This window comes from Streptomyces sp. SX-6 (assembly GCF_059089585.1).
Genome location: NZ_JBTHHU010000008.1, coordinates 146,171 through 163,588, shown reverse-complemented (window position 1 = coordinate 163,588; position 17,418 = coordinate 146,171). Strand labels below are relative to the sequence as shown.

The 17,418-nt window shown below is 67.3% G+C and carries 19 protein-coding genes; 6 read left to right on the top strand and 13 right to left on the bottom strand.

Features of this window, described 5'->3' with window-relative positions; all coding sequences use genetic code 11:
• Positions 1-33 precede the first annotated feature (33 nt).
• Entirely contained in the window at positions 34-810 is a 777-nt protein-coding gene (locus ACV530_RS12590; RefSeq protein ID WP_494332465.1) for an SDR family oxidoreductase, read from the top strand.
• Between the two features lie 27 nt (positions 811-837).
• Here the strand turns inward: ACV530_RS12590 and ACV530_RS12585 are convergent, their stop codons facing one another.
• The 4 genes from ACV530_RS12585 to ACV530_RS12570 are packed head-to-tail and all read right to left on the bottom strand — an operon-like array spanning position 838 to position 3,789.
• Entirely contained in the window at positions 838-1,515 is a 678-nt protein-coding gene (locus ACV530_RS12585) for a response regulator (protein ID WP_494332464.1), read from the bottom strand.
• On the bottom strand, positions 1,512-2,789 hold the full coding sequence (locus tag ACV530_RS12580; RefSeq protein ID WP_494332463.1) for a sensor histidine kinase: 1,278 nt from the start codon (positions 2,787-2,789) through the stop codon (positions 1,512-1,514). Before ACV530_RS12580 ends, ACV530_RS12585 begins: the two co-directional genes overlap by 4 nt.
• A gap of 7 nt (positions 2,790-2,796) precedes the next feature.
• Positions 2,797-3,252, bottom strand: coding sequence for a hypothetical protein (locus ACV530_RS12575; protein ID WP_494332462.1), 456 nt, complete (start codon positions 3,250-3,252; stop codon positions 2,797-2,799).
• Positions 3,253-3,264: 12 nt separating this feature from the next.
• Complete coding sequence (locus ACV530_RS12570; protein WP_494332461.1) at positions 3,265-3,789, bottom strand: MepB family protein; 525 nt, start codon at positions 3,787-3,789, stop codon at positions 3,265-3,267.
• 202 nt (positions 3,790-3,991) lie between these two features.
• Here ACV530_RS12570 and ACV530_RS12565 point away from each other — a divergent pair, with 202 nt between their 5' ends.
• Together ACV530_RS12565 and ACV530_RS12560 are read left to right on the top strand one after the other, a co-directional pair.
• Positions 3,992-4,627, top strand: coding sequence for a hypothetical protein (locus ACV530_RS12565; RefSeq protein ID WP_494332460.1), 636 nt, complete (start codon positions 3,992-3,994; stop codon positions 4,625-4,627).
• Positions 4,628-4,986: 359 nt separating this feature from the next.
• Positions 4,987-5,424, top strand: coding sequence for a VOC family protein (locus ACV530_RS12560; protein ID WP_494332459.1), 438 nt, complete (start codon positions 4,987-4,989; stop codon positions 5,422-5,424).
• Between the two features lie 344 nt (positions 5,425-5,768).
• On the opposite strand, the gene ACV530_RS12555 is transcribed toward ACV530_RS12560, so the two are convergent.
• Complete coding sequence (locus ACV530_RS12555; protein WP_494332458.1) at positions 5,769-6,005, bottom strand: DUF7848 domain-containing protein; 237 nt, start codon at positions 6,003-6,005, stop codon at positions 5,769-5,771.
• A complete protein-coding gene (locus ACV530_RS12550; protein ID WP_494332457.1) occupies positions 6,002-6,238 on the bottom strand; it encodes a hypothetical protein in 237 nt (78 codons plus the stop codon). Before ACV530_RS12550 ends, ACV530_RS12555 begins: the two co-directional genes overlap by 4 nt.
• A gap of 517 nt (positions 6,239-6,755) precedes the next feature.
• Here ACV530_RS12550 and ACV530_RS12545 point away from each other — a divergent pair.
• From ACV530_RS12545 to ACV530_RS12535, 3 genes are all read left to right on the top strand, one after another.
• A complete protein-coding gene (locus ACV530_RS12545) occupies positions 6,756-7,601 on the top strand; it encodes a helix-turn-helix domain-containing protein (protein WP_494332456.1) in 846 nt (281 codons plus the stop codon).
• A 26-nt stretch (positions 7,602-7,627) separates the two neighbouring features.
• A complete protein-coding gene (locus ACV530_RS12540; protein WP_494332611.1) occupies positions 7,628-7,837 on the top strand; it encodes a DUF397 domain-containing protein in 210 nt (69 codons plus the stop codon).
• 166 nt (positions 7,838-8,003) lie between these two features.
• Positions 8,004-8,366, top strand: a complete 363-nt coding sequence (locus ACV530_RS12535; RefSeq protein ID WP_494332455.1) for a hypothetical protein — start codon at positions 8,004-8,006, stop codon at positions 8,364-8,366.
• A 190-nt stretch (positions 8,367-8,556) separates the two neighbouring features.
• Here ACV530_RS12535 and ACV530_RS12530 read toward each other — a convergent pair whose 3' ends face one another.
• The 7 genes from ACV530_RS12530 to ACV530_RS12500 all read right to left on the bottom strand — a co-directional run bounded on the left by ACV530_RS12530 (position 8,557) and on the right by ACV530_RS12500 (position 17,331).
• On the bottom strand, positions 8,557-8,997 hold the full coding sequence (locus ACV530_RS12530; RefSeq protein ID WP_494332454.1) for an SMI1/KNR4 family protein: 441 nt from the start codon (positions 8,995-8,997) through the stop codon (positions 8,557-8,559).
• 146 nt (positions 8,998-9,143) lie between these two features.
• Complete coding sequence (locus ACV530_RS12525; protein WP_494332453.1) at positions 9,144-9,629, bottom strand: barstar family protein; 486 nt, start codon at positions 9,627-9,629, stop codon at positions 9,144-9,146.
• On the bottom strand, positions 9,626-13,921 hold the full coding sequence (locus ACV530_RS12520) for a DUF6531 domain-containing protein (protein ID WP_494332452.1): 4,296 nt from the start codon (positions 13,919-13,921) through the stop codon (positions 9,626-9,628). The genes ACV530_RS12525 and ACV530_RS12520 overlap by 4 nt, the downstream gene beginning before the upstream one ends.
• A complete protein-coding gene (locus ACV530_RS12515) occupies positions 13,918-14,256 on the bottom strand; it encodes a hypothetical protein (protein ID WP_494332451.1) in 339 nt (112 codons plus the stop codon). Before ACV530_RS12515 ends, ACV530_RS12520 begins: the two co-directional genes overlap by 4 nt.
• A 105-nt stretch (positions 14,257-14,361) precedes the next feature.
• Positions 14,362-15,216 (bottom strand): DUF4429 domain-containing protein, encoded by an 855-nt coding sequence (locus ACV530_RS12510; protein ID WP_494332450.1) that lies wholly within the window; start codon positions 15,214-15,216, stop codon positions 14,362-14,364.
• Between the two features lie 66 nt (positions 15,217-15,282).
• Positions 15,283-16,515: an alpha/beta hydrolase gene (locus ACV530_RS12505; protein WP_494332449.1), complete on the bottom strand. Its 1,233-nt coding sequence runs from the start codon at positions 16,513-16,515 to the stop codon at positions 15,283-15,285.
• Positions 16,516-16,632: 117 nt separating this feature from the next.
• Positions 16,633-17,331: a TetR family transcriptional regulator gene (locus tag ACV530_RS12500; protein ID WP_494332448.1), complete on the bottom strand. Its 699-nt coding sequence runs from the start codon at positions 17,329-17,331 to the stop codon at positions 16,633-16,635.
• Positions 17,332-17,418: the final 87 nt, after the last annotated feature.

The following is a 17,418-nucleotide window of genomic DNA, read 5'->3' as shown; positions in this document are numbered from 1 at the left end:
CATCTCCCGGGCGGCGCATTGGAGATGGTGAAGATGGCCGTGGCGAGCACCCCCGTTCTGGTCACCGGTGGCACGGGCACGCTCGGCCGCCTCGTCGTGCCGCTCCTGCGGGAGGCGGGCTGCTCCGTGCGGGTGCTCAGCAGGCGTGGCGGCGAGTCCGCGGACGGCATCGAGCATGTGGCCGCCGACCTGCTCAAGGGCGAGGGAATCGACGCCGCGCTGAGCGGAGTCGAGACCGTCCTGCACCTCGCGGGCGGCCCCAAGGGCGATGACGAAGCCACGCGGCACCTGGTGCGGGCCGCGCAGTCCGTCGGCGTGCGGCACCTGGTGTACATCTCGGTCATCGGGGCGGACAAGCTGCCGCTGGGCTACTTCAGGGCCAAGCTGGGCGCGGAGCAGGCCATTTCGGAGTCCGGGATTCCGTGGACGACGCTGCGGGCCGCCCAGTTCCACGACCTGGCCCTGACGGTCGTGGAGAAGATGGCGAAGCTGCCGGTGGTGCCCGCCCCGGGCGGGCTCCGCTGGCAGCCGGTCGATGCGCGCGACGTTGCCGCCCGCCTCGTGGAACTGGCCCTCGGCCGGCCGGCGGGCCTGGTGCCCGACCTCACCGGTCCGAAGGTGTACGGCCTGGGCGACCTGAGCCGCGGCTATCTGGAGGCGCGCGGCAAGCACCGGATGGCGCTGCCCGTCCGGATGCCGGGAAAAGTCGGCCGCGCCTACCGCGCGGGCGAGAACCTGACCCTGGAAGGCGCCTCGGTCGGGCAGCGGACCTGGGAGGACTTCCTCGCCGAGCGGGTGGCGGCAGCCTAGAGCCCGGAACCGGGCCCGGGGCTGGGGCTAGCGGTCCCCGGGGGTCACCAGCCCCGCCTCGTACGCGAAGATCACCGCCTGGGCCCGGTCCCGCAGCCCCAGCTTGGCCAGCACCCGGCCGATGTGGGTCTTGACCGTCTGCTCGGCCAGCACCAGCGACTGCGCGATCTCCTGGTTGGACAGGCCCCGCGCGATCAGCTCGAGCACCTCCGTCTCCCGGGGCGTCAGCCCCTTGAGACGGAGGGCGGGGTCCCTGCGGCGCGGGGCGGGCCGCTTGGCGAAGTCCGCGATGAGACGACGCGTGACGGAGGGCGCGAGCAGGGCGTCGCCCGCCGCCACGACCCGTACGGCGGAGATGAGATCGGCCGGCGGGGCGTCCTTGAGCAGAAAGCCGGAGGCGCCCGCGCGCAGCGCCTCGTAGACGTAGTCGTCGACGTCGAAGGTGGTGAGCATCAGCACCTTCGGCCGGTGGACCACGCCGCGCGGGGGATCGAGGAGCTGCCGCGCGGCCTCCAGTCCGTCCATCTCCGGCATGCGGACGTCCATCAGCACCACGTCCGGGTGCGTACGGCGGCTCAGTTCCACGCCCTGCCGTCCGTCGGGGGCGTCGCCGATCACGTCGATGTCGGCCTGGGCGGCGAGCAGCGCGGCGAAGCCCGCGCGCACCATCGCCTGGTCGTCGACGATGATCACCTTGATGGTCATGCGGCAGGGTTTTCCTCACTGTGTGATGACTCGGAGAACGGCAGCCGGGCAGCAACCCGGAAGCCGCCGCCCGGCAGTGGGCCGGTGTCGAGCGTCCCGCCGACGAGCCGTACGCGCTCGCGCATGCCGACCAGGCCGTGCCCGGTGCCGGAGCTCTCCAGCGGCGTGTCCGGCCGGTCGGCGGGCGCATTGACGACCAGCACCATCAGCCCCGTGTCATCCGCCGTCACGGACACCCGGGTGTCCGCGCCGGGCGCATGCCGGACCACGTTGGCGAGGGCCTCCTGCACGATGCGGTACGCCGACAGATCCACGGCCTGCGGCAACGGACGCTCCGTCACGCCCTCACCGATCGTCAGCTCGACCGGCAGCCCGGCCCGTACGGTCGCCTCCACCAGCTGCCCGATACGGTCGACCCCGGGCTGGGGCACCCGCTCGCCGCCGTTGTTCTCGTCGCTGCGCAGGACCCCCAGCAACCGCCGCATCTCGCTCAGCGATTCGCGCGCCGCGGCGGCGATCGCCCCGAACTCCTCGCTTGCCTCAGGCGGCAGATCCGCGATGCGGTACGGAGCACTGTCCGCCTGCACCGTGATCACGGACATGTGATGCGCGACGACGTCATGCAGCTCCCGCGCGATGCGGGCCCGCTCCTCGAGCAGCGTACGCCGCGCCCGCTCGGCCTCGCTGATGTGCTCCTGCTCGGCCAACGCCCGCTGCGCGTCGCCGCGTTCGCGCAGGGCGGCGGTCAGCAGCAGGATCACCCCGCTGAGCACGGCCAGCGTGATCCACACCCTGGAGGGATCGCTGCGGGAGGGGGAGACGTAGTGGAACACCAACCCGGCGCCCCCGGCCATCAGCCAGACGGCGAACAGCGTGCTCCGCTTCTCCCGCAGCCCCACCGCAAGCATCAGCAGCAGCATGCCGATGACGCCCGTCGGCAGCCACGGCCACGGGTAGCTGGGCTGGGGCGGGGTGACGAACAGCGTGGCGACGCCCGCCGCGACGTGAGCCGGGAACGAGATGGCCCAGGCAACCAACGGCCTCCGCACCGCGAGCAGCAGTGGCGCCCCCTGGGCAACGCCCAGCACGGCGGCCAGGCCGCCGTTGAGGCCGTAGACGTGGCCGAGGTTGGCGCCGGCGACGGGCACCAGGATGGCGGTGAAGAGGAAGGCCACCAGATACGGCAGCCGCCGTACGAAGGGCCGCTTGGCCTGGGCGAGCAGCGGGACGGGCGGTCCGGCGGGGGTGAACAGTTCGCGTACGTGCGTGAGCATGGCCTGTTCAGCGTACGGGCGCGGGGTGCGTACGGGCGTCATACCCCGGTATCACGCGGTCCGCGCCGACCTCCTCGGCTCGCGCTACGGCCACCGCCTCCAGCAAGGGCCAGCCGTCGACTTCCACCGCCCGCCGTTCCCCCGGCTGCCACCCGTGGGCCGACGCCGCGTCGAGCAGAGCCCGGACGACGCCCGGTTCGCGCAGGTTCAGGGAGCCGCCCCGGACGTACCCCACATCCCCGGAGCCCATGGGAAACCCGCCCGGGACGTACCGGCCCGGTCCCTCGGCGAAGACGATGCGCAGCGGGCCGCCGGTGCCGGCCGGCTGCGGGTACAGCGTGAGGGTCTCGCGGCAGTACGCGGACTGGCCGCTGTCCAACACACGGTGGCTGTGGCGGAGCGTCCACAGGTACGCCTGCCCGTCGGTGACCAGCCGTCGGGGCTTCTTCGGATGGCGGGGCACGGAACCGAGGGCCTACGGGTGGTAGAGGGCTTTGGCGCGCTCCACGTCGACAGGCCGGTCATCCCCGAGATACAAGAAGTAGTTCACCTGCCACGCCTGAGTGTTGCGTGCCTGACGACTGGTCGTGGTCACCCACGGCGGGTAGACGCGGAAACCTCGCTTCCCGCCGGAGCCGTTCCTGGACACGATGCCGCGCTCGCACAGCACCTCTCGCGGGAACACGAACTGTCCGAAGTGGCCGCTGTCACGGCTGCTGACAACGAAGAGATCAACCCCGTCCACAGCGTCGAAAGGCCGGATCGGGCCTTCTGCGGACCGCTGCCACACGGTGACGAACTGGCCGACCTTCGTCGGGGTGGTCTTGGCCACGCGGAACCTGACCGACAACCCGTTGATCGTGAACCCGTGAGCCGCGTACTCCGCACTCTCCGGTTCGGGCTCCGGTTGTGAGCAAGCAAAGCCACTCGGGTCGTACACCAATGTCTTCGCCGCCAGCAGGCCACTGTGAAGCCCTGCCCAAGGCTGATTCGCCGCCATCCTCACATCCTGCCATCACGCCCACCACCCGCGGCCGAGTGATCGCGTTCGCTTGTTGTGCTGCTTGGACGGCAACCATCGGGGAGGTTGGTGGCGCCATGCCTGTGGTAGCGTCGCTCTCTTCTCCGGCGGTCCCGGATGGAGTCCCGTCAGGCACCTCATGGCTGACCCGCACCAACTGCTCCACGATGCACTCGACGTCTTGGACGCTGCCTTCGCATCACGCGCCGAACTACCTGTTGTCGTGGGCGGCTGCACCTACTGCTACGGCGAATCCGATCTCGAAGCTCTGGTCGGCCCCGTGCGCGAGATACCGGAAGAACTGATCTCCCACGTCGCGCACGAGGTACCCGACCACTGGGACGACTTCCCGGGCCTGTACCGCAAGTTGACGCCCCGAATCGTCCGGCGCCTCGTTGCAGGCGGGCTCATCCATGACATGGTCGCCTCGCGTCTGCTCGCCGCCGACTGGCGCGACTGGACAGCACCGGAGCGCGCAGCACTGGAGAATGTCTGGCACGCCTGGTGGCGGTCATTCCTGAGCACGCACCCGAGTACCGGAAGCGTCACCGACGTACTGGAGACGCTTGCGGTCACCACGGGTACCCTTGCCCCCTGGCTGGCCATCTGGTCCGAAACCCGCACCGAGGTGGCGGACCTCCACCTCAGCGACGCACTCGACTGGTGGCTCATCGAGGACAAACTCGCCGACCTCCACCTCGGCTTCTACAGCGAGGTGCACGCCACGCCGGAACTGCTGCCCTGGCTCCTGTCCTTGGAGGACGGCCGCATTGGTGCTGCCCAGCTCATGGAAGTCGAGCGCATCTCATACAGCTGAGCAATCCGGTACGGGGGATGCCACCAGCACTGTCACCTCGGCCCGTCGTGTGAGCGCGCGGTCGACGGCGGCGCATTCGCCGGGGCCCCACCACGCGCTTCGCGCCGATCGACGCGACCTCGGGCGCCATCCGGCCCTGAGCCGAGAGGCTCAGGGGGTACGAGATCCCGATCCCCCAACCGGCCCCACAACTCGGCAATTTGCGCTGGCGATAACTCCACAAGCAGCGGTTCCATCACCATGGCAGCCCCTTCTTGCCAAGGCACTTGCCCAAGCCGCACCACAAATCACCAAGACTGCTCAGACCCTTATGGCGCGCGTATAGCAGAGTCGGACAGCTTGGTCCTAGCATCGCGGAAATGACAATCCAACGGATGGACCACGTGGGCATCGTCGTCGAGGACCTCGCGGCCGTGACGGCGTTCTTCATCGAGCTCGGACTGGAGCTGCAGCGCGAGGGGTCGGTCGAGGGCCGCTGGGTGGACCGCGTCGTGGGGCTCGAGGGTGTCAGGGCAGAGTTCGCGGTCGTGCAGACCCCGGACGGCTACGGACGGCTCGAGCTGACGAAGTACCACATGCCGGCAGGCCAGAGTGGTGACCGGAATGTCCCGGCGAACACACCGGGCATGCGCCATGTCGCATTCGCCGTCGAAGACATTGACACCGTCGTCGCCGGTCTGCGAGCTCGCGGCACAGAGCTTGTCGGCGAGCTGGAGCGCTACAAGGACAGCTACCGACTCTGCTATGTCCGGGGTCCGGAGGGAATCATCGTCGAGCTGGCGGAACAGATCAGCTGACGACCGGCCCGCTACCGATCAACAACAACCCCTGTTGTCACGTCTCATGCGATCTTGCTGCCGGGAGGATGCCCTGATCTGCGGAGAGACAACTTCAAGTGAGACACCGGAACCTTGCGTCCCACTTGAAGTTGTCGGCAGAGCGGGAACGGCGGTCTCGCCTTCGAGCGGGGCCTGTGCTGGACTGCGCGACATAATCCGTACGCGACGATGGGGTGAATGCGAGGGTAACCGGGCCCCGGCCGCCCGCAGTTATGCGGCATGGACGCGGCCCGGCGAAGGGGTTGGGTGTCTGCACCGGCCGCCGACCGCCCTCACTTGTCACGAGAGCGGCCGGGGCGCGATCAGCCCAGGAGGGTAGCGCGCCAGAACCGGGTGACGGTCTCCCGGTAACCGGTGTGGGACGGGTTACGGCCGGAGTGCCCGAAGGCCCAGTTGCGGGCGTCCTCGAAATCCTCCGACGCCTCCGACGCGGCGTTGCACGTCGTGCACTCCAACTCGTGGAGGATCGGCGGAGCCTCCGGCGCCGTCTCGGGGCCGATCGCCCAGTTGGCGAACCGGATCACGGTGTGTGCGCTCACCGTGCCCACCCCGGGCGGTGGTTGATCGCCTCGACCTTGGCGCTCAGCTGCTCCCTGACGGTTGCGGGACGCACGTCTTCCGAGCAGGCTTCCCAGTCCAACCCACCCTTGGATGACCGGAGTTGGATAGCCTTGGTGCGCGGGTCGTAGTCCATCACTTGCCCGATCGCGTCCCGGGTCACATCTACTACGAACGATCCCGTCTCGGGCAGCGCGTTGCGGTCGGCGCTCATCGACACGCCTCCCCAGCGCGATGCTGACGACGACGGATGTCGATCCCGTGCGCTGTCACCCACAGCATGTACTCGGGCTCGTGGCCGCTGTCCATGGGCCAGTTGGGGATACGGGGGATCCTCCTCATTGGGGGTGCGGGCACCACAGGGTGTGGAGCGGGGAGCACATGAGTGGGGTGGTAGCCACCGGGCTCCGTACCAGGAGCCTTGGGCGTGAGCAACGCCCTCATCCATTCGAGGCAGTGGACGATAAGGTTGACCATTGTCGACCTGTCCCTTCAGGTTGGCCACGCCCCGGGACCGGTCGGACGGTCGCCGGGGTTTTGTCGCAGCAGGGATTCGGGCACACGGGCGCCCTGTAGGTCCCGCCGAGATCACCGAAAGCAATCAGAGCGGAACGCTCCGCGTAGTGTGCTCTGAGTCCTAGATCACTCGCAACTGTTCCGGAACATGTTCGGGTTCGGGGGCGGCTGTAGCCTGAGGGCCAGTTTGCTTGCTGGCATAGGGAGTTGAACTCGTGCCCGAACCACGCCCGTCTGTCCGCCGCCGCAGGCTCGCCGCGCTCCTTGTACGACTGCGGGAGGACGCGGGTAAGACGCCGGAGGAGGCGGCTGACCGTATCGGCTGCAGTCGCTCCAAGATCAGTCGCATGGAGAACGCGCGACTGGGTGTCTCGCTCGGGGAGCTCCGAGACCTCCTGGCCTTCTACGGGATCGACGATCCTTACTACGTGGAGGAAGTGGCCGGCCTGGTGCGGCGTGGGGCCGAACGGGGATGGGTGCAACGCTTGGGCCTCGCCCTCCCGTCCTACGCCGATTACATCGACTACGAGCAGACGGCCAACTACATCCGTTCTTACCAACCCATGCTGGTTGCCGGGCTCTTGCAGACTGCCGACTATGCGCGCGAACTCTTTCGCGCCTCCCCAGTGAGGATGCCACCTCATCGAGTTGATGAGCTTGTGACCGTTCGCATGCAGCGACAGGAAGTGCTAACCGGCGAAAACGCCCCTCGGGTGTGCGTGATCGAGGGCGAGGGTGCCCTACGTGGTCAAGTGGGCGGGCCCAAGGTCATGCGGGCACAGCTGGAACATCTGCAGAGGATGTCGGAGATCGTCGAACTCCAGGTACTCCCGTTCAGCGCGGGCGCCCATGCAGGTGTGATGGGCTCGTTCGTCCTGTTCAGCTTCCCCACTCCCGCGTTTTCAGACGTCGTGTGCGTCGAGCACCGCACGGGGACCCTGTATATGGAGACCCCGGAGGAGACAGACGTGTACACGCTCACGTTCGACTCACTCCGGTCAGCCGCCTTGAGCCCCTCCGGGAGTCTCGACCTGATCACCCGCATCAAGGAAGAGCTTTGATCTGTAACACCGTTGAGGGAGCAAGGATGGTTCACGATCTTGACTGCGTCCGATGGCGTAAAAGCACATACTGTGGTGACACAGGGGATTGCATCGAGGTAGCTGATGGCTTTCCCGGCGTGGTACCGGTCCACGACTCGAAAGACCCGCATGGCCTGTCCCTGTACATCGCCACAAGAGCATGGAGCGAGTTCATATCAGGCATAAAGGCCGAACTCTTCTCGGCTGCCGCTTAGCCTTGGCGGAACCACGTCAGTCCCGGCCCGGTTCCCGCGTCGGGGCTGACTCGTACCCTGGGGCCGTCGGAACCCTCTTCGCCGTGGACGCGTGAGCTGGTCGGCCGAACAGTGATAGTTAGGGCGCGGTCGGAGTCCAAAGACACTGGTCAGATACGGTGACAGGATGACCGAGAGCCTGCCTGCCGACGTAGCCGGTGTGCTTGCGGCAGTCCTGAACGCGGACGATCCGGTTCATGTCGCACTTCGAAGGCAGGTTCCCCACCTCAGCGTGCGAGCGCGCTGCACATGCGGGTGCGGTACCGCCTACTTCGAACTCGATACCAGCGAGGTCGAGCCCGCGCCCACCGGCCCCAGAACTGTCGTGGCGGCCGAAGCGCGACTCGTGACCGAGGCTGGCGAGTTCCCTGGTGAGGTCCTGGTTTTCGCGCAGGGCGGCTACCTGTCATGGCTGGAAGTCTGTTCATGGAGCGACGACATCGAGGTGACGTTGGCCGCCGCGCGTCACTGGCTGCAGATATGCTCTTGATCCCAAACAGCTGGCGTCCGGCGTCTCCAACCTGCACGCCATAACGATCCGACCGACACAACGAGTTCGAGTTCAGTGTCCGGCGCACCGTTGAAGCTCGCCGAGTGCGGCATGCTCCGGGTGGAGAAGACATGGTCAAATCCCTTGCGAGCCGGACAGCTTCGGTGCCGTACTGAGCCCGAAGACTCATCTATCGGTACCAGTCCTCGCCGTCACTCTCCAGAGTTCTGATCAGATACTGTTCAAGCGACTCAGCGACTACACGACGTTCATCCGTCTCGTGGTCCCAGACGGACACTGCTGAGGTGGTGTTGCCGGGATCGCATACGAAGGCAAATTGGTCCCCACCTCCGTTGTCGCCGAAGAACATCAGGGACGAGAACGGCTCGTAGAGGCCGGCAAGGTCGGAGTTGCTGCGGAGTGCCTCATTGCCCTTGAGGATCCGTTGAACAGACCAGACAACATCCGTTCCGTACTGATCGACCAATCCGTCTGTCTCCAGCAGCAGGGCTTTCAAGGTTGCAGGAACAGATTGCCCCAGACGTTCGGCAACGACCTTCACGTGAGCCTCGAGCGCGGGATTCGTGAGCTCAACATCCACCCCCAAGCCCACGACCAGCTCGCGCCACATGCCTCTCCTCCAAGAAGAGATTTGATCTGCAACCCTGTTGAGGGAGCAAGGATGGTTCATGATCTTGGCTGTGTCCGATGGTGTAAGAGCACATGCTGCGGTGACACAGGGGGCCATGCCTGAGGAACCGGATTTGGAAAATCCTCTCAGCTCTCGAGCCCCATTTGGGAAGCTGAAACGTCGGCAAGGACTCCTTCTACCTCATCCGGCTCGCAGAAGAGCAGAACTTTGAAAGGCGCTCCAGTCCCTCCCGGATTTTTGTGAGGGTTTGCCCATTCCTTCGCCGTCCTGGCCAAGGTGCGAAAGAACAACTCCAGCTCCTCTGGGACCCCGGAGAGCAGCGCACTCGAATTTTCGATGACGACCACGTACCGATCGGCCGACAGCCAGTGGAGATCGCGAAGGCAATCAAATAGAGCTGGCCAATTCCAGCCGAAGTAGTCGGGGAACTTGAACTTATCCCAAAATTGCTCGAACACGCCATCTGAATCTGCCATATTGAGCGCGTTCATTCGAGCTACATGGGTAATCCCTGACGGAGGGATGACGTCCAGGATCGCTCTGGATTCCGTTTTGGCTAGGACGTGCAGCCATGCCTCTTCGGTGCCCCACAGTTGAGGATCTTCACTCATCGCCCCGGCTCCATAACTATATATGTTTGATAGTGGGTTGGTGTGTAATATGCGGATCCATCCGAGCCGGTGACGATTCTCTCGCCACCCCATTTCGGATTCTCGACAGACTGTACAGTTCCCCATTCGAGATACTTGATCGGCTTCCCGGTGCTGTCGTGCGTTGGAAGCTGGTATGCGCCACCCTTCCCGCTGTTTTCGAAACGCTGGGGGAGTGAGGGTCCCATTTTTTGAGGGCCCGCCCCTTGGGCCTCGAAGCCGACTTCTCTTATGTCCTTCAGTACCAGACGGGACTCTGCAGGGACCTCCTTGGGAATCCACCCCTTTAGTCGAGATGTGTCACCCAAGACTTCGCCTGGCTTGCACGGCCCCAATCCCAGAGGATCACACCACGTCAGCGGAGCATGGATGTAAGCGTTCGGGTGAGGCGCGGGGGCAAGCCCCAGAGGGTCCTGGGAGCAATACCTTGCAACCTCCGGGGCGTAATACCGGAAATAGTTGTAGCTGAGCCCTGTCTCCGAGTCGTGGTACTGACCCGGAAAACGCAGTGGACAGTCGACCTCTGTACCCGTTGGAGCGGGGAGTCGGATGCCCCATAGTGTGCTTCGGCACTGCCAGACCAAGTTACCGTCAGGCGATACCAACTCCATGGGAGCGCCGACCAGGTCTGTGACGATGCTGTAGAACCGGGTCCGGGCCAGCTGGTCATCTTGGGCGAACCTCGAGATCAGAGACTCGCCCTCGGCACGCCTCTGCGGCCGGTGCTCAAGTTGAGCAATCGGGCGATGCGTACCCGGTGCATAATCCCAAGTCGTGACCCTCTCATCCAGCGTGGTCTGTTCCGCGAGGTGTGTGCCGTCCCAAGAGAAGCGAGTCTCCTCTGCCGCCGAACCATCATCAGCAAGGCGCTGCTTGGATATTCGGCGGCCGAGTGGATCGTACGCGTAGCCCCAGCGCTCGCCCTCCGGGGTGACCGCCTGGATCAGGCGGTCCTCGGCGTTCCAAGTGAACGTCCATGTCCGCGTCTGACCGTTGAGCAGTTTGCGAGTCTTGCGTATGAGGCGTCCCTGCGCGTCGTGCTCGTACGTCGTCCGGCCCGCACGGCAGATCAGCGTGCCCTCGAAGTCGCGGTTGCCCGGTGATTCGAGGGCCGGGGCGCTGGCGTGGGTGAGGCTGCCTGTGGAATCGTAGGCGTAGGTTTCTGTCCAGCCGTAGGCGTTGACGGCGGTGACACGGCCCGTGGGGTTGAGGTCGAAGCGGCTTGTTCCGGAGGTGAGTTCACGGATCTCGGTGAGGTAGCCGTCCGCGCGGTAGGCGTAGGTGCGGTGTTGGAGGAGGCGGTCTGCCTCAGCGCGTGTGCCTTGCCGGGTGATGGTCTGGGACGTGAGGCGATCCACCGTGTCCCAGGTCTGGGTGAGGGTGGTGCCTTCACCGAGCCTGCGCTCGGTCTGCCGGCCCGCCGCGTCATAGGCGAAGGAGAGCGAGCCTGCATCGGTGCGGAGTTCGGTGGGCTGGCCGGCGGCGTCGTAGGTCCAGGTGGAGGCCAGGCCTGATGGGGTCGTGCGCTGGAGGCAGCGGCCCACCTCGTCGTACGCGTACTGCATCGTGCGGCCGTTGACGGTTTCCGACAGCGGGCGGCCCAGAGCGTCACGTTCGTAAACCACCTTGGCGTCCGCGTTGGCTGTCCGGGTCAGGCGGCCCCGGGGGTCATAGGAGAACGTGGTGACGTCGCCGGTGTCCGTCCGCTGCTCGGTGATGCGGCCGAGCGTGTCGCGGGTGAAGTGGAGGGTCTCTCCTGCCCCGTTCGTGCGGGAAGCGAGATCGCCCGCCGCGTCATGGGTGTACGCCAGCGTCCGGCCGTTGAAGTCGGTCTCGGAGGTGAGGCGACCGGCACCGTCGTAGGTGTATGTCCACGTAAGGCCCTGTGGGTTGGTGACGCCTGTCAGCCGGAGTTGGGTGTCGTACACGAAGGCGTACGTCGTCCCATCGGGGTCGGTTCGGGAGGCGGGGAGGTCGAAGTGCGTGGCCGTGTGGCGGGTGGTGTTGCCGGCCTGGTCGATGTGGGAGAGAAGGTTGCCTTCGCCGTCCCAGGTCCAGGTTTCGGCCGTGCCGTCGGGGTGTTCGCGCCGAGCTGGCCTCCCCTCGATCGTCCAGGACATGCGGGTGGTGTGGCCCAGCGGATCGTTGGCCTCGGTGATGCGGCCGAAACTGTCACGGCGTACGACCGTCTCGCGCCCGAGCGGGTCGTTGACCGAGACTGGCAGACCGGCGGCATTGCAGGTGATGCGGCTTGTGTGGCCGAGGGCGTCCGTTATGGCTGTCAGACGCCCCGACTCATCGTAGGTGTAGTGGATTTCGGCCCCGGCGGGGTCCGTGGTGGTGAGGAGGTTGCCCGCATCGTCGTAGGCGTGCCGCCATATCGTGCCGTCCGGCTCCGTCACCTGGACCGGCTGGCACAGGGCGTTGTATTCGGCCGTCCTCGTGGTGCCGTCCGGCAAGGTGATCTGCGTCAGGTTGCCGGTCTCGTCATAGACGTAGCACGTGGTGCGGCCCAGCGGCTCGGTGACCGAGAGGCGTTTGTCGCCCCTGGCGTTCCACTCCGTCAGGGTGGTGCTGCCCAGTGGGTCGGTTTGCTCGATTACCTGGCTGTTGGCGTTATAGCGATACGTGCTGCGCTGGCCGAGCGAGTCGACGAGTGTCGTGGTGCAGGTCGTGTCGTCGTACGTGAGGGTGCCGGAGAGGAAGCCGTCGCTGCCATCCGTGCGGATGACGCGTCCGCGCGGGTCGTAGGTGTAGTGGTACGAGGTGCCGTTGCGGTCGGCCCAGGACGTGATGCGGTGCTCGGCGTCGTAGGTGAAGCGCAGTGGCTTGCCGCTGGAGTTGGTGACCTCGGTGAGGTTGCCCGCCTTGTCGTAGCCGTAGCGGATGATGACCGTGCCGCCTCGGGTGGTTTGCGGGGAGTCGTAGACCGAGGGGGCCTTGTCCAGCAGGCGCAGGGCGGTGACGCGCGAGCCCTCGGTGTCGACCACCAGGTAGTAGCCGCCTGAGTGCCGGATCGCGGTTGGCGTGCCGTTCGCCGTGCGGTCGATGTCGATGCGTATGCCGTTGCGGTCCTGCGAGCTTTCGAGCGGGAGTTGGACGGCTCCGGGGGTGTCGGTCGGTAGCGGGTGGCCGAAGGTTTTCACGACCCCCGTGTACGGGTTGGTGACGGTGATGGCGCCATCCGGCGTGCCGTCCCAGGACAGGGGCCAGCGCGGGCCCTTGAGCGGCAGCACCGGCTCTCCAGGCCTGGGTATCGGGTAGCACAGGCGCATGCCGTCTGCCGCGACGAACACCGCGCCCTCGGCGTCGAGTTGGACTCGCTCGTCCAGCGTGGACGCCCACGTCGGGCCGAACCAGCACCCCGCGTGGTAGGAGGAGACATGCGTGCGCTCGAAGACCAGGGGGAGTGCGCCGGGCAGCGTGATGTCCGTCTGCGGCAGCAGCATCGCGCCGGTGACGACGTCGATCGGGTCCTGCACGCACTTCAGGTCGTCAGCGGCGCGGGAGGCAGCCGGCAGCTCGATCAGGTTGGGGCGGGCGCCCTTGAGCAGGTTTCCCAGACCGTCTGCCTGGACGCCCTGTTTCACGAACATGTTCGCGCCGCCGGTGACCGCGCCCCAGATCATCCCCTCGTCGGCGGCTTTGGCGACCTCGTCGAGGCTGAAGCTCTTCTGCTGCCCCAGTGCGATCTTCAGCGGCTGGGCCACGGCCGCGTCGACGGTCACCGAGGTGACGCTCGCGAAGACCGCACCGGCCAGCATCTCCGCGGCAATGGCCGCCACTTCCTCGGAGACGGCGATACCGAGGCCGGCCGACGTGGCGACGATCTCCGCGGCGATCCCGTCGGACCCGCCGCCGGTGAAAGGAGTCAGCAGCACGCCGACCGTGATGACCGCCGCGTTCACGGTGATCTTCTCCCACAGGTCGTCGATCGCGTCGTCGACCTTGTCGGCGAACTGGTCCAGCGCCTTGGCCATGTTCTCGGCCGCCTTGGCGATGTCGTGCAGCCAGCCCGCGTCCTCGCCCTTGGAGTAGCGGCCCCAGAAGGCGTCGAAGGCCTCGATGGCCTCGCCCTTGTTGTTGTGGATCAGCGAACCGGCCGCCTTGCCGGTGGCCGAGTGGACGTCCTTGACCGACTCGGCGAACTTCCGCCAGGCATCGGCCGCATGACGCAGCGTGCCGGAATTCGCATCAGGCCACCACATGCCCAGATCGAGCAGGATCTTCTTGGCCTCGTCCTTGATGCTCAACGGGCGTCCCGCGCGGTCTTGGTGAACATCCCGGCTATCAGCTGGTCGTTGTCTACATGGCCGTCGGCCATGTCGTCCATCGCCTCGTGGATGCTGACCAGACCCAGTACCAGAGTGCCGGTGGCGCTTTCGATCGCCTTCTGCTGCGGGCTGTACTTGCCCTCGAAATCCTTGCCCGGCGCGTCATGACCCCATGGCTTGCCAAGGCCGTCAAGGGTCTTGACCAAGGTGGTCAGCGCATCACTCAGCTTCTTGCTCTGCTTGCCGAACACCGGGGCCACCGACTTGATGTCGGCCGTGTTGATCCCCAGCACCTGGTCGCCGCTGCCGCCCACCCTCTGCCTCCCCGGACACGTCAAGTAACGCAGCGGTCAAGACTAGGCACTTGACGGTCACAACACGCCCGCAGAAGGTAATCTCCCGGCAAAGCAACCAGGAAGCTACAACTCCGCCAGCAACTCCGCCTTCTTCGCGCTGAACTCGTCGTCCGTGAGCAGCCCCGCGGAGTGCAGGTCGCCGAGGTGGCGGATGCGGTCGGCAACCGCACCGGGGTCCGGGCGTACGGCGGCCGAGGCCGCCGGCACGGCAGGCGAGGCGGTGCGTACGGCCGCGAGGACCGCCGCCGCGAAGGGCAGGGACTCGTGGACGAGGCCGTAGCCCATGCCGAAGACGACCGCGGCCGGGTCCTGGTCGACCTCGCCCGGGCGGGGCAGGTCGCCGCGGGGGACGAGCCGCAGGTAGCCGCCGGCGATCTCCGGGGAGCGCCACTCGACGCCCGCCAGGTCAGCGATGGGGAAACGTTGGTCGCCGGCCTTCCACTTGGCGGAGGAGGCGCCGGTCCAGAACCAGCGGAAGGAAACGGTCGTGCCGTCGAACGAGGCCTTGCCGTCATAGGCCTTGAAGGACAGCGGGGGTTCGGGGGCCGCGACCAGATGGCGTTCGGCCGGCTCCGTGGCCCGGGGGCCCAGCGACGCGCGTATCTGCTCGGCGTAGTACTCGGCGAGGGCCTCGCGCTCGGCGGGCAGGACCAGCCGGTACGGGTCGAGGCCGGGCCGCAGTTGTCCGTCCGCCGCGTCCGCCAGGGGGTCGGCGCCGGGTCTGGGCACGACGCGCAGCACCACCGTGCCTCGCCTGCCCGGGACGTGTTCGACGGCTGCCAGCGCCTCGTAGGGGATGCGCCGTTCACCGAGCGCCTGAAGGAGCTTCGGTGTGCGGATCCCCCGTTCGAAGCGGATGAGCACGGAGTCGGTGTCGAACTCCCAGACGGCGTGATAACCGGCCAGCACATCACCCATGCGGTTCATCGTATGCGGCGGTCTGCCCGCACGTCCCCCCTCGGGGCGCTACGCGCGTCAACGGCTTCAAGCGACCGGGGTCGTGTTGTCCGCGCAGGCGCTGTCGGCCTCGGCGCAGCGGATCCCCGAGATGTCACCGGCCCCGATGCCCGCGAAGTTGGCGAGGCTGGTGGTGCCGGGCTGGAAGTAGCCGGCGTGACCGTCGGCCCCGGCGGCGGACAGCACCCGCGCCCCGAAGCCCGACGAGACCGGGTCGGCGCCGTGGCCGAGGCCGCCGAGCTCCAGGTGCGGCACGGTGTGGATCCAGTCGCCGGGATCGCGCATCGCCCATATCCGGGCGGTGGTGTGCAGGTCGGAGACGCTGTCGGCCCGCATGCCGGGGCTGCCGGCCACGGCGATGTCGGTGACGCGCGGATCGAGCTCGCGGGCGGCGACGCCGCACACCACCGAGCCGTAGCTGTGGCAGAACAGCGCGACGGACGAGTCGCCGGGCAGCGCCCGCACCAGGGCGCGCAGCCGCAGCGCACCCTCGGCGGCGAGCTTGCCGGTGGCCGCGTCGAGGCCGACGCCGGCCGGCGAGGTGTAGTCGGCCCAGGCGATGACGGCCGTGCGGCCGTCGGGCTTCGCCTTCCGTTCGGCGTCGTAGAGCGACTCCGCCATGCCCACCGGAGCGCTGTAGGCGCGGCTGGTCTTCTCGAACGTGAGGACGTTGGTGTCGACGCCCGGCACCACGACGGAGACCCGGCTCGCCCGGTCGAGGTCGCCGAAGACCTCGGCGACCCGCCCGTCCCCGGAGGGGTCGAAGGCGAGGATCTGCCGGTCGTCGGCGAGCAGCGAGTCGAAGCGGTGCATACGGCGGCTCGCGTCGTAGCGGCCCGCAGGGGTGAGCCCGTTGTCGTGGGTGCGGCGCTCCTCGGTCGTCCGGGCCTGGACGAGGGCGATCCGGTTGGCGCGGTAGCGCAGATCGGCGGGGGCGCCGTTGAGGTTGCCGACGACCAGCGGGTAGCGCTGCGCCAGCTCTCTCCGCCCGGCATCGGACAGGGAGGAGAAGAAGCTCTTGAAGACGCCGGAGCCCGAGTGCAGCGGGGGCAGCGGGTGGCCGGCGATGCTGCCGTGCATCCAGGCGCTGACCGCGGCGGCCCGTGGGTCGGGGGCGCCCTTGTGCCCCCGTACGGCCGTCCAGCCGGTCGTGGCGAGCATGACGAAGACCACGGAGAGCGCGAGCAGTGCGCGCCATACCGCGGCCGTGTTCGACCACGGCAGGGGGGAGGGGGAGCCGAGCTCCGGGAAGGAAGTCACCGCCGAACACCCTAGGAGAAATCCGGGCGCGTCTGCCAAGTCGGTGACCCACATCACGTTTGAAGGAAGGCCGCGCTGTACACCAGTGCGCCCCATGTGGCCGGGTTTTATTGGGTGTTATAGGCTTTTATCGGCCTTTGGGATATCCGGGCGTGACGCACTCCACGTCGCCGCCAGCGCCGGTCCGATCTGGTCCAGGTAGCGGGCGACGATCTCCAGGAGCTCGTCGAGGCCCGCGTCCTCGTCCTCGCTCCAGACCCGGGACGCGGCCTGCATCACCCCGCTGCACGCCGCGACCAGGACCCGGGGCCGGGGGTCGGCCGCCGGATCCAGGCCCTCGCGGCGGGCGATCTCGGTGGCCAGCCGGTCCTCCATGGCGGCGAGGCGGCGCAGCCGGGCGGCGAGCAGCTGCGGGGTCGACACGACCATCCGCTGGGTGCGCAGGTGCAGCGGCAGCGGGACGACGACGGCGATGGCCTCGCAGATGTCGCCCCACGAGGACATGGCCGCGTTGCGGATCGCGGTGAGCGGCGGCTCGTCGGCCGGGCGGGCGGCCAGGGAGGCGAAGGCGTACGTCTCCTCCACCTCCTGGAGGGCGAGGGCGGCCTCCTCCTTGTTCGCGAAGTAGCGGAAGAAGGTGCGCTGCGAGACATCGGCCGCGGCGGCGATCTCGTCGACGGTGGTCCCCTCGTACCCCTTGCTCGCGAACAGCTCCAGGGCCGAGCGGATGAGGGCGTTCCGGGTGCGCAGCTTCTTGCGCTCGCGCAGTCCGGGGAGCGCGCCGGGCTCCGCCGTATCGCCGATCGCCATGATCATGTGCCTCTTCTCGATGTGTTTCCGCTGCTCAGAATAGTTGTGAGCGAGCTGTCAGCAGATGCCGCATGATTTTGATTGTCAGTTGTC